General features: G+C 69.7%; 10 protein-coding genes. 1 reads left to right on the top strand and 9 read right to left on the bottom strand.

Features of this window, described 5'->3' with window-relative positions:
• Positions 1-163: 163 nt before the first annotated feature.
• Positions 164-2,107 (top strand): hypothetical protein, encoded by a 1,944-nt coding sequence (locus ACWIHT_RS04900; protein ID WP_456164449.1) that lies wholly within the window; start codon positions 164-166, stop codon positions 2,105-2,107.
• 81 nt (positions 2,108-2,188) lie between these two features.
• Here the strand turns inward: ACWIHT_RS04900 and ACWIHT_RS04895 are convergent, their stop codons facing one another.
• The 9 genes from ACWIHT_RS04895 to ACWIHT_RS04855 all read right to left on the bottom strand — a co-directional run bounded on the left by ACWIHT_RS04895 (position 2,189) and on the right by ACWIHT_RS04855 (position 12,136).
• Positions 2,189-2,998 carry a phosphatase PAP2 family protein gene (locus tag ACWIHT_RS04895; protein WP_456164447.1) on the bottom strand — a complete coding sequence of 270 codons (810 nt, stop codon included), beginning with the start codon at positions 2,996-2,998 and terminating at the stop codon, positions 2,189-2,191.
• A gap of 3 nt (positions 2,999-3,001) precedes the next feature.
• Positions 3,002-3,955, bottom strand: coding sequence for a YihY/virulence factor BrkB family protein (locus ACWIHT_RS04890; RefSeq protein ID WP_456164445.1), 954 nt, complete (start codon positions 3,953-3,955; stop codon positions 3,002-3,004).
• Positions 3,956-4,108, bottom strand: a complete 153-nt coding sequence (locus ACWIHT_RS04885; protein WP_456164443.1) for a hypothetical protein — start codon at positions 4,106-4,108, stop codon at positions 3,956-3,958.
• Between the two features lie 2 nt (positions 4,109-4,110).
• Positions 4,111-4,482: a hypothetical protein gene (locus ACWIHT_RS04880; protein WP_456164441.1), complete on the bottom strand. Its 372-nt coding sequence runs from the start codon at positions 4,480-4,482 to the stop codon at positions 4,111-4,113.
• Positions 4,483-4,708: 226 nt separating this feature from the next.
• Complete coding sequence (locus tag ACWIHT_RS04875; RefSeq protein WP_456164591.1) at positions 4,709-6,163, bottom strand: hypothetical protein; 1,455 nt, start codon at positions 6,161-6,163, stop codon at positions 4,709-4,711.
• 187 nt (positions 6,164-6,350) lie between these two features.
• Positions 6,351-8,384 carry a hypothetical protein gene (locus ACWIHT_RS04870; protein ID WP_456164439.1) on the bottom strand — a complete coding sequence of 678 codons (2,034 nt, stop codon included), beginning with the start codon at positions 8,382-8,384 and terminating at the stop codon, positions 6,351-6,353.
• Between the two features lie 305 nt (positions 8,385-8,689).
• Positions 8,690-10,069: an acyl-CoA reductase gene (locus ACWIHT_RS04865; protein ID WP_456164437.1), complete on the bottom strand. Its 1,380-nt coding sequence runs from the start codon at positions 10,067-10,069 to the stop codon at positions 8,690-8,692.
• Positions 10,066-11,409 (bottom strand): hypothetical protein, encoded by a 1,344-nt coding sequence (locus tag ACWIHT_RS04860; RefSeq protein WP_456164435.1) that lies wholly within the window; start codon positions 11,407-11,409, stop codon positions 10,066-10,068. Before ACWIHT_RS04860 ends, ACWIHT_RS04865 begins: the two co-directional genes overlap by 4 nt.
• A gap of 22 nt (positions 11,410-11,431) precedes the next feature.
• Positions 11,432-12,136: an ABC transporter ATP-binding protein gene (locus tag ACWIHT_RS04855; RefSeq protein ID WP_456164433.1), complete on the bottom strand. Its 705-nt coding sequence runs from the start codon at positions 12,134-12,136 to the stop codon at positions 11,432-11,434.
• Between the last annotated feature and the right edge of the window lie 50 nt (positions 12,137-12,186).

Below are 12,186 nucleotides of genomic sequence, written 5' to 3'. Positions count from 1 at the left end.
ACACCATAACCAATTGATCCGATGTCTCACCGTCACGGCCATTGACGTCTCAGCTCGGCACCCCTAACTTTCCAGCATGTTTCCTACTAGAGGGCATGCTCACGTCAGGAAGTCCGCGAAGAAGCTCCGCTTATTCATCGGGTCTTACCGTGTCGTCGCCGCCTTGGTCTGCGCACTCCTGCCGATCGGGGCGCTCACCCTTCCCGCACACGCGGCGACCGCCGTCGGCTACTTCGTCTCGCCGAGCGGCAGCGACGACAACCCCGGGACCAGCGCCGCCCCCTTCCGCACCCTCGCCAAGGCGCAGACCGCGGTACGCGCGATCGACACATCGACGTCCGGCCCGATCACCGTGACCCTGGCCGGTGGGGTCTACCGGCTGACCAAGACGCTGACCTTCACCGCCGCGGACTCGGGCGGCGGTACAGCGGGCACCGTGTGGTGGAAGGCCGCCGCCGGACAGACCCCGGCCATCAGCGGCGGTGCCCACATCACCGGCTGGGCCAGAACCAGCACCGGCAGCGACATCTGGTCCGCTCCGGCCCCCACCGGACTGGACACCCGGCAGCTGTACGTGGACGGCGTGCGCGCCCAGCGCGCGACAGGCTCGCTGCCGGTGTCGGTGACCCAGACGGCGACCGGATACACCACGGCGGCCGGCGACCCGATGGCCGGCTGGCGCAACCCGTCCACGATCGAGTTCGTCTACCGCGGCGGCCTCGGACTGTGGACCGAGCCGCGCTGCCCCGTCGCCTCGGTGACGAGTACGGCCATCACCATGGCCCAGCCCTGCTGGAACAACTCCACCCAGCGGGTGATGCGCACCGACGACTCCGGCCGCACCTACAACCTGGTCGGCCGCAAGTCCATCACCGAGAAGCCGACGGCGGTGGAGAACGCCTATGAACTGCTCGACAAGGCTGGCGAGTTCTACCTGGACAAGAGCGAGCACCGCTTCTACTACATCCCGCGCTCCGGGGAGAACCTCGCCACCGCGGATGTCGAGGCGCCGTCACTCGACACGCTGATGGCGTCCTCCGGCAAGGCCTCGGACGAACCCAGCCATGTCGGCTTCCAGGGCATCCAGTTCAGCTACGCGAACTACACCACCTCCAACACCGGCACCGGCTTCTCGGAGATCCAGGCCACCTACCAGGTCACCGGCACCAACGGCTACGCCACCCAGGGCCTGTGCGACTTCGTCCCCGGCGGCACCTGTCCGTACGGCAGCTGGACGAAAATGCCCGCCGCGGTGCGCTTCACCTACGACAAGAGCATCCACTTCGACCACGACTACTTCGTCCACCTCGGCGCGGCCGGACTGGACCTCGGCGACGGCTCGCAGAACGCCACCGTCACCGCCTGCGTGTTCACCGACATCTCCGGCAACGGCCTCGACCTCGGCGGGGTGGACATCCCGCTGCCCAGCAGCTCCGCCCAGCACACCAGCGGGATCACCGTGAAGGACAGCCACTTCTACGACATCGCCGCCGAGTACCACGGCGGAGTCGCCGTCGACGCCGGGTACATCGAGACGTCGACCGTCACCCACAACCAGATCGACCATGTCCCCTACACGGCCATCTCCATCGGCTGGGGCGGCTGGCCCGACAAGGTGAGCCTGCCCGCACAGCCCAACTACTCCAACGACAACACCATCTCGAACAACCTCATCTACGACCACATGTCGCTCCTCGGCGACGGCGGAGCCGTCTACACCAACGGCATCACCGGCACGTCCATGGCCACCGGTGAACACGTCAGCGGCAACGTGGTCCACGACCAGCTCAACACCTCCGGCGGCCACATCCTGTACACCGACAACGGCGCCACCTACGTGTCGATCCTCGGCAACGCCGTATGGAACATCAACGTCTCCCCCTGGGGCAGCAAACACGGCAACTACACCGCGGGGGACGGGACTTACGACCCTACGGACATCGAGGGCAACTACTGGCCGAACGGTCCCTCGGACTACGACAACAAGGGCGTCCTGATCCAGGGCAACCACGACATCACCGCGGCCGATCAGATTCCGTCGAGCATCATCGCGGCCGGTGGCATCGAGGCGCAGTATCAGGCGATCCTCTCCTGGCAGCCGGCCTGACCCGAAAGCGTCCCGGCGTGCGCCGCTCTCCACGGGCAGGAGAGCGGCGCCGTCGACGGACCGGTTGTTCGACGTGCGCTGTCAGTCGCGCCCGGATCGGTCGCCGAGCTGCCGCGCGGAGGGGCTGGGTTCGGGTCGGGCGTCGGTGAGTTCGGGCTCCAGTCCCTCGCTCAATCCGGCGGGTCCGCGGCCCGCATCGGTGCGCCAGGCCTCGAAGGCCCATGTGGTGAGGGCGACGACGGCGAGGCCCAGGAGCCAGCCGCCCACGACATCGCTGAACCAGTGCACGCCGAGCGCGACACGGGTGAAGCCGACGCCGACGACGGACACGACCGAGACGCACCAGCACAGCACACGCAGAGCGCGCGGCACCACAGGCAGCAGGACCAGCAGCAGAATCGCGAAGGACGTCGTCGCGGTCATCGCGTGCCCCGAGGGGAAAGAGAATCCCGGTGCGTGCGCGACCGGATCCTCCAAGGACGGTCTCGCCCGCTCGACCAGCACTTTGACCAGCAGCCCGATGAGTCCACCGGCGGTGGCAGTCACAGCGGACCAGGCGGCGAGGCGCCAGGCCCGGCGGTACAACAGCCATACGGTCAGCAGTGCCACGGCCGTCCGGAGGGTGACCGGGTCCCACACCCGGTCGGACAGGAACCGCAACACGTCCGTCCACGCCGAGTGTTGGAGGGCCGTCTCGTTCAACCGCCGTGCGGCGCCCGCGTCGAGACGACGCAGCGGCTGCCACTGCCCCTCGACCAGGACGAGCAGTAGTCCGAAGGGGACGGCGGCCACGGCAGCGACCGTGGCCGAACCGAGCAGGTGGACGCCGAATCGCCGGTCGGCCGTCCGACGACGGAGGTCGCGAAGGCGCTGGGCCGTGGCGCGGACCATCGGTCACACTCCCGGGTCGGCGGTGATCGGTCCGGGCCGCAGCGCCCGCGCGGCCTCCAACTGGGCGGCGAAGGACAGGCCCAGGAAGAGGGCGATGGAGGTCAGATAGGCCCAGAGCAACAGGGACATGAAGGCGCTGAGCGGACCGTAGACCGCGTCGAAGGATCCGCTGAAGTTCAGGTACAGGCTCAGCAGCCAGGTCAGAGCCGTCCACAGTACGAGGTATACGGCGGCACCGAAGGCCAGCCAGGTGTAACCGGGCTGGCGGCGCCGAGGGGACCGGCGGAAGATCGCGCTGGCCGAGAGAAGGACGAGCAGCAGGCCGAAGGGCCGGCGCAGGATCTCCCAGGCGGTCCTGGCGTCACCGTCGAGGTGGTACACCGTCGCCGCCGCGGCGGCCAGGTCGCCACCCGCCACCATCACGACGAAGCCGAAGCCGAGCGGGATCCCCGCGCTCAGCGACATCACCAGCCCGCGCAGGTACTTCTGGCGGAAGGGACGGTCGCGTTCGTTTCCGTAGATCCGGTTGGCGCCGCGCTCGATCTGGCACATCGCGGTGGTCACGTTGACCAGGGAGAAGGGCAGGCCGAACCAGAGGGCTATCCGATCGCCGTCGCCCGCGCTGTGGCGACCGCGGTCCAGGGCGCCGTCGACGACGTCGGAGCTGGGGCCCTGCGCGATGCGGTGGATGGTCAGTTCGGCGAGTCTGCCGACGTTCTCCGTGTGCAGCGCGGTGGACAGGCCGACGAAGGCGATGGCCAGCGGGATCACCGCCAGCACCGTCTGCGGCGCGAGCGCGCGGGAATGGCTGAAGCCGTCGGCGTAGCGGAACCGGACGAAGGAGTCGCGCAGCAGCGCCCAGCCGCCGTAGCGGCGCAGCGACACCAGCGCCTCGTCGGCCGCGAGGTCGTCGCCGGTCATGTCACGGGACTCGGGGACCTTGGTGGCGGTACCCATTCACTTCTCCCGGCTGGGCAGCAGCACGGTCAGCGCGCCGGGGCTGACCTCGGCGGTGAGACGCCTGCCGTGGGACACCGGGTCACCGTCGAGTTCACGCGACCGCGGTACGGCGAAGGTGAGTTCGGCCCGCCGGAAGGTGCGGAACTCCACCGCTACGCCCTTCGTGCCGGTGCCGTCGGGGACGAGGGTGTCCCGGGTCGCGGACCGAGGGTGACAGCGATCACCGTGAGGGTGTCGCCCGCCTCCGATCCGAGGTACGAGAGGGTGTTGAGGGGACCCGTACGGATCCGCTCGAACCCCTCGTTGACGTGGTCCTCGGCCGTCAGCGGCCACACGTTCCGAGCGGGGCCCGTGATCAGGAGCCCGAAGCCCACCAGGAGAGCGGCCTGACAGACGGTCAGTACACCGATGCGCGCCGCCGTGCTCCCGGTACCGCGGGGCAACACGGGCGAGCGGCCCGGCCGGACCGCCTCGGATTCTTCACCGGTCGCTCCCACTGTTCTTCCCGGTACTGCGGTCGACATCGGCGCTCCCACGGCTCGGCGCCTCGCGGCGGTCCACGACCGGGTGACGCTCACATCCGATCCATCCCCGTCTGCCCCCGAAGCCGAGGCACAGACATCCCCTCGCCCGGGAGCCGCCCACACAACGTCACCCGGGCTTGATCCTCTTTGGCGGACACGGGAGATCGGGGCCCCGCGCGGACCGCGAACGACACGGTGAGCGCGGGTACGGTTCCGGCAGCCGTGGTCAGGGAGCGATCCCCACCCCGTCGATCCGGCTCCACGCCCGCTCCTGCTTCGCGGTCATCGCGGGCCAGGCGAGTCCGCCCGGCCTGGGTCGGATCCGAGAGGCGTACGACGCGGGCCGGAAGGAAGGGTCGTAGAAGCACCCGCTGCCGTACTTCCGGTCGAAGGCCGCGCAGGAAGCCGCGAGCGAGCGAGCGGTCGGCTTGCGTCCGTGGCGGACCCAAGTGTCCAGCGCTGCAATGGAGTTCGCGTACTCCGAGTCGCTCAGCGCGCTGTGCTCGGTCTCCTTCGTGAAGGTCTGGACGAGGTTGCCGCCCCTGCCCGCGCCCTGGAGGGTGGCGCGGTAGGCCGCCTCGTGCTCGACGAAGGCGGTCGGGTCATCGATCGCGTGCAGGGTGAGGACGGGAAGGGAGACCTTGCCCGTCAGGTCGCTGTCGTAGGAGAGGTCTCGGCGCGCGGTGGGGTCGGCGGAGAACCGTTCGACGCCCGCGTTGAGCGCCTTGTCGTCGTGCGAACCCGTGTACCGCACGCCCTGGTTGCTGAAGGGATTGCGGCCGCCGAGCCGGCTCGACACGATGTCCCGGAACGTGAAGGTCGCGAACCGCAGATGTGACTCCAGGGAGCGCTCCGGGATGCGGGTGACGGCCAGGATGTCGTCGAGGTTGCGCTGTTGGAGGGCGGTGCGCTCGGCGGGGGCGGAGGCGAATCCCGAGCACTCCTGAAGGCGGGCACGGAGGCCGGCGCTCGTCATGGTGGAGTCCACGCGCAGCCCCTGCCACAGCGGGTACTGCGGCTCCGTCGGGCGCGGGTGGTTGTGGCAGTAGTACTGGTAGACCACCCGTAGGTCGACCCGGTAGTCGTAGCCGCGCGAACCGCCGCCGAGGACGCCGCTCGTCAGCAGCGCGCCGTCGTAGGCGCCGGGGCGCCTACCGTACGTCTCGGCGACCTTGGCGGCGACGTCGCCGCCCCAGGACTGGCCGTGCACGTAGGTGCGCCTGGGCTTGCCGAACTCCGCGATGAAGAGTCTGCGCACGTTCTCGGTGTCGGCGGCGGCCATCCGGGTTCCGTAGCCACCGCGGCGGTAGGACGAACCGGCCCAGGCGTATCCCTCCTTGACCATCACCGCCCAACGCCCCAGGTCGTCGGTGCTGCGTGCCGGGTCCGAGGCGTCGCCGAGATCGGGTCCGCCGTGCGCGTGCACCACGAGGGATCCGTTCCAGTGCGTCGGGACGGCCATCGCGTAGTACGCCCCGTTGCTGTCCTGGCCGGTGTAACACGTCGCCTGCCCGACCAGGTCGGACGGGCAGGCGGCCACCGCCGGCCGCGCGGTCTCCGCCGTGGGCGCGGGGGCGTTGCCGAGCGTGCCGAAGAGTGTCGCGGCCACGCCGACGGCCAGGAGTGCCCGCCGGTGGCGAGGGGCCGAGAGCCGTCGGCGTACCGGCACGTGCGCGTCGATTGTTGTCACGGGAGCGGCTCCTATGAGTTCGCTGTGCAAAGTTGCGCTGCGAACCGTGATGTTAGGAAGCGCCGCATGCGGGGACCAGTCGTCGATCATTGCGTTCATAGTGTTCGCCCGCTCCGCCCGCCCCGCCCGCGACATCCCGCACCGCCTGGTCCGCCATCACGAACCGGACGTCGTACGACTACGCCAACTCCCTGACGGTGTGCTGATCTCCGTCCGCCCGGTACTCGTCCCGCTCCGCCGCGGCCTTGTCGGCCAGGGTGTTGACGGCGGTGTTGAAGCGCTCCATGGAGCTGGGCCGGTCCGCGCCCAGGACGTACTCCTTGAAGTCGTGGCGGAGCGGTGCCATCGGATCGTGGCGCGGCTCGCGGACCGCGCGGAGGATCTCCGGCAGCCGGGTGCAGTCACGGTCGAGGAGGTAGGCGCCGCCGGCGGTGGTGTACGCGGCGCGGAAGTCGTCGTCGGGCAGGTCGTGCGCGTTGGTCAGGACATAGGGCTTGAGGCTGGCGACGAAGTCGGCGACCACCGAGGAGACGTCGCTGATGAGCAGGTCCGCCTGGTTGAAGCATTCGTACAGCGTGGGCAGTTGACCGAGGATCACCTGGTGCCTGACCGGTCCGTGACTCTCCCAGAAGAGCCGGTGCCATTCGCCGTGCAGGGCGTGCCACTCGTCCGCGTCGCCGCGGTCGGGGACGCGTGAGTCGCGGGTCTGCTGGGTGTGGTCGCCGCTGTGTCGTCCGGCCAACTCGTCGATCCGGGCCCGGATTTCCCGCAGTCTCGGTCCGACGGCGAGCGCGGCCTGCACCTGTGCCTGTGCGGACTCGCGTGGCTCGTTGTCGTTGCTCAGCAGCTCGCGGACGGCCCGGTCCGCGGCAGCGGCTTCGGGAGAGCGGCGGCCGGTGAGCGGGTGCGGCTTGTAGATGATCCGTACGTTCTGAGCGAGGAGTTGCTCGATCAGGGGCACGCCCATCGGGATGAGGGAGGTGTGGCAGTCGTCGTCGCTCCAGCCCTCCCAGGTGGGGGCGTACAGCACGACCGGCAGTGGGCCCGGCACGTGCTCGGTGTGCGGCCGTATCGACGACAGTTGCGGGCGCCCGACCTCGACGATCGCCCCGTCGCTGATGGCGTGCCGGACCCGCTGGTAGCGGTCGCGCCCGGCCCGTCCGGCCACCCAGATCTCGTCGTACACCTTGCTGACACGGTTGCTGCTGGCGAGCTTGTCGCTGTCGCCGTGGCCGATGAAGACGTGCTTGGCCTCGGCGACGCGCAGCATGTGCACGTTCTTGCCGGCGTTGCCCGGGTACAGGACGACCCGGACGTCCGGCAGTTCCAGTTCGGCCAGGTCGTCGGCCTTGGGCACGCACAGGACCGGGATCCAGGTGCGGCTGAGGTATCGGAACGAGGCCTGCTCACGCAGGATGATCAGCGGGCGTCGGTCGAGCCGCTCCAGCGTCTCGATCCACATGTTGACCTGGTACATGAAGTCCCGCGAGACCGCCGCGAAGCTGAAGTACAGGGCCACCTCGGGTCGGTAGCCGGCCAGTTGGCGGTTGACCTCGGCGATCACCTCGTCCTTCGCCGGCATCCGGCGGGCCCGGCGGAACGCCATCAGCAGGGCCGCTACGGCCGCCGCCGCGGACCCGGCCGTCAGCGCGTAGCCGATCACGGCCGGGTACCAGGCCCCGGCCGCGAGCGCCACGAGCAGCCCCACGTGGGCGGGCAGGTCCAGGTGCAGCAGCTTGCGCAGGAAACGCCGGTAGAGATAGGCGGGCGGGGGCTTCTCGATGCCGGACCCGCTCATGTCGAGGTTGCGCACGGCCACCGGGAGCACGCGCCGACGACTGATCGCGTGATGCACCGCCGAGTACAGCATCACCAGCGCGAAGTGGGCGCCGAAGACGGCGAGTCCGGCGACCAGCACCCGGTCCGGGGCCTCCATCCGGTCGGCCAGGGCGAGCAGCATCAGCGTTCTGAAGGCGAACCTCAGGGTGCGGTCGAGTTGCAGTGCCGCTAGGCGGCGGACGAACTGGGGTGCCCGGGCATGCAGGGCCTCGTCCACGACGTAGCTCACGGCGGACGCGGCGGCGAAGCCCCACAGGGACGGCAGCAGTGCGAAGACGGGCAGCGCGGCGAAGCCGGCGGCGAACAGGAACACCAGCAGAAGGTCGGCCTTCGCCCGCACGCGCAGGGCAGCACACAACCAACGGACCATCATGGACAAGGGATCCCCCCACAGGACTTCCCGCGACGGCGGCGCGCCGTTGCACGCCAGTTCGACGCGAGGAAGGAGTGAAGGGTTGTACGCCTGATGGCTATGAATAATTCACTCTCGGTTAACCATCTCGCGCCCGGTCGGTTGACCAAGCGCTTCCCCGGCGGCAAACGGCAGAAGGACGGCCCGGACCCGCACTTCCCGCGCGGACGCGAACAAGTCTGTCCCGGCAGGATGTTCGGCCTCCACCTCGCCCCCTTCCTCAACGCTGATGACAGGCCGCAGCTCGCGAACGGGAGAAAGCCCTCTCACTCGTCGTTCACCCAGCGCATGAGCCGTTGCAGCGGGTAGAAGCCGTCGTGGGAGAGGCCCGGCGGCATTCCGCCCGCCCTGCCCAGGGAGACCACACGCTGGACTCCGGCGCAGGCAAGGGCGTCGCGCAGTTCCGCCTTACGGGTGTCCGGGTACACGCCGACCGTCTGCGTGGCGACTCCGGCGTGTGCGACGGCTTCCGTCAATGCGCTGACGGGAACCACGTTGACGATCTTTCCGTCCGGGTGGAAGTCCACCGGTTCGGGAGAGCGGATGACGAGGCCCCTGCCGTCGTACCCGCCCCACACCCGGTACTCGGGTGTCAGGGAACGCAGGACGTCGATCTCCTCGCGGAGTTCCGCGGCGACCCGGGGGCCCGCTGCCGAGCTGAACTCCCTTGCCACGCCCAGGCGTTCGCACAGCAGAGCGGCATATCGGTCGGCGTCCGCCCAGGAGCCCTCGACGAACTGGAAGCGGCTGGCCACGCAGGCCTGTTGGTTGAAGAAGGTGGCGTCGACGGCGCCCGCGTCGGCGGCTCGGGCGAGGGTTTCGGGCGACTCGAAGGCCTCGCGGCCGATGAGTGAGATGGAGGTCTTGGGATCGAACGAGACGAGTTCGAAGCCCGGGCCGACGTACCGCAGTGCCCCGCGAATGGTGGACTCGCCACCCCAGGCGACCAGTTTGTCGAAGAACTGCGGACGGAACAGGACGCTCTCCACCGTTTCGTCGCCGCCGCGCCAGTACACGGCGGAGAACGAGCGCACCACGGGGTGGCCGGGTGCCACCGCGGCCATCGTGCGCAGGATCGCGGTCGCGGTGAACAGGTCGTTCGATGGCAGTTTCAGCAGGTTGACGCCCTTGGTGAGGGCCCCGCGCACGACGGACATCGCGGCGACGCCGGGAGCATTGCCGGCGATGATGTGCACCAGGCGCGGAGGGAACGCGCGGATGGCCGCGGTCCGGTTGTCGGGCAGGCGTACCTCTCGCCAGCCGTCGAGCACGTCGGCTCCGCCGAGTTCGTGGTCGATCTGGGCGTACAGGCCGGGCCGTTGGAAGCTGCGCCACAGGACGGCATAGGCGCGTTCGAGGACTTCGGCGGGCAGCGGGCTGATCCGGACCATGCGGTTCAGGGCCTCGGCAAGGAGGCCCTCGCGGTCCGCCTTGAGTGCCTCGCCGGTCTCCACCAGCAGGTCGACGATCTCGGCGACGGGCACGTGGAAGGCGGGGCCGGGTTCGGTGCGCGGCCATACGAGTCGGTCCAGGTCGAGTGCGGGTGCGGTGAAGGCGGCATCGGCGCGGCCGTACGCGACGGGTGAGCCGTGGTCGACCTCGCCGCGCACGACGTGCACGACCTCGGTGTCGGTCGTGGTACTCATCCGTGGATCATCCCCCGCACATAGGAGTCGAGCGTCGCGGCGCAGGTGATCTTGTCCTCGCCGCCCAGATCCCCGTAGCGCCGGATGTCCGGCAGGACAGTCGGTCCCGGTCGGCCGCAGTCGCAGGACGAGAAGTCGACGAAGACCCGGTCCCCGCTGATCAACCCGCCCCAGCGGCCCTCCAGCGAGACGTCCAGGAAGGCGAACCGGCCCTCCACCACGCCCTGTTCGGTGTTCAGCAGCTTCTCTCCCGGCTCGTCCAGCACCAGCGGGATCACCCACGGCGGCACGTGGTAGTTGCCCAACTCGCAAGCCAGGCACGATCCCTGAAGCTCCGTCATGCCGTAACTGCGCACCCGCCGTACTCCGTCGTAGAAGGCTGCGAACTGCTCCTGGTAGTCGTCGGGCAGGACCCCGTTCTTGTTGCCGCCGCCACTGAGGACCAGCGTGTCCGGATGCAGGCTCCCGTCGGGTACACCGCGGGCCCGCAGTGCCTGGATCAGGGTGAACTGCTGGTTGTTCATCCCGGCGATGAGGAGAGGCTCGGTCCGGTGGGCGGCGATGTCGTCGACGATCCGTGCGACAGCCGCGCCGAGTTCCGCCTCACGGGCCCCGGACACGGCCTCGAAGGCACTGATCTCCTGCGGGGTCGCGGTGCCCTCCGCCATGCGGCGGCGCAGCAGGGCGCTGCTCATCAACTCCGAGACCCGCATGGGCTCTTCGGTGAGCAGGCGCGTCTCTCCGGGCCTGACGAAGACGTCCGCGTGCCAGCGGTAGCCGTCGATGGAGCGCATCGGACCGCCCGCCGGTGCGAGGAGGTAGCCGCAGCGGGTCGGTTCGGGCGGCAGCGGGTCGGGCCAGCAGGTGAGGTTCTCCAGGATGTCGTGCAGGAAACTCAGGTCGCCGGCGTCGCAGTTGAGGAAGGAGACCTTCCCGGAGGTGCCGCTGGTGATGTAGGGGCGGTGACCGGCGGCCGTTACGCGGTCGGTCCATTCGTCGATGTCGGTCACGCCCTCGACGTCGACGTCTCCGGGCTCGACCACCGACACCGTCGTGTACCAGCGCAGGAGCCGGTCCCACCGGCCGCCGGTGATGAGGGAGAGGGGGTACGACTTGTAGCTGGTGTGGGAGAACAGCAGGGGGACGAGGTCATCGGGGCTCTCGATCCCGTGGACGCCGCTCTCCTCCGCCCGGGTGCGCAGCAGCGGGATGCGCTCGCGGTGCGCGGCGAAGGCCTCGCGAGCCGCTTCCAGCTGCAACTCCCGCAGGTCCCTGGCGGGTTGGTCGAATGTGTCACCGGACCGGACGAGTGCCCGGATCTGCTCACGTGCGCTGGGCACGGCAACCACCTCAATCAGTCAGTCATGACGTCGGGTTGTTCGCGAGGTAGGAGGACTCGATGGCGTCGAGGTCTCCGCGCAGTTCCTTCGGGGTGCCGGCCATCACGACCCGGCCTCGGCGCAGTACGTAGACGCGGTCGGCGATGTCGAGCACCTTGCGCACGTGTTGCTCGACCAGCAGGGCGCCGAGGCCCTGGTCGGCCGCCTCCCGGACGGCGCGCAGGAGGCGGTCGACGACCAACGGGGCCAGACCGAGGGAGAGTTCGTCGGCCAGGAGGAGCCGGGGCGTACGGCACAGGGCGCGCGCCAGCGACAGCATCTGCTGCTCGCCGCCGGACAGCATTCCCGCGCCGGTCCTCAGGCGTTTCTCCAGTTCGGGGAAGAGGGCGACGGCCCGGTCCGCCGGTACGCGCCCGACCCGCAGGTTGTCGGTGGTGTCGAGGCGGGTGAAGACGGCCCGTTCACCGACGTAGGCGAGGCCCTCGCGGGCCCGGCGGTGCAGGGGTGCGTGGCCGGGGGTACCCAGCCAGCGGACCTCGCCGCTCATCGGGGTCAGGTCGCCGGACAGCGCCCTGAGGGTGGTGGTCTTGCCCGCGCCGTTGGGGCCGAGCAGGGCGACGACCTCGCCCGGCCGGACCTCCAGGTCGAGGTCGCTCACGACGGGCCGGGTGCCGTATCCGGCGGACAGGGCGCGGGTCGCTATCAAGGGCACGGTGGTGTCGGACACGAGGTCCCTCCTAAGCCGGAGTCGGCACGAATCGGCCGACGTCGGCGCGG

This window comes from Streptomyces sp. NPDC002276 (genome assembly GCF_053891435.1).
This window is presented reverse-complemented; position numbering and strand designations above follow the sequence as displayed.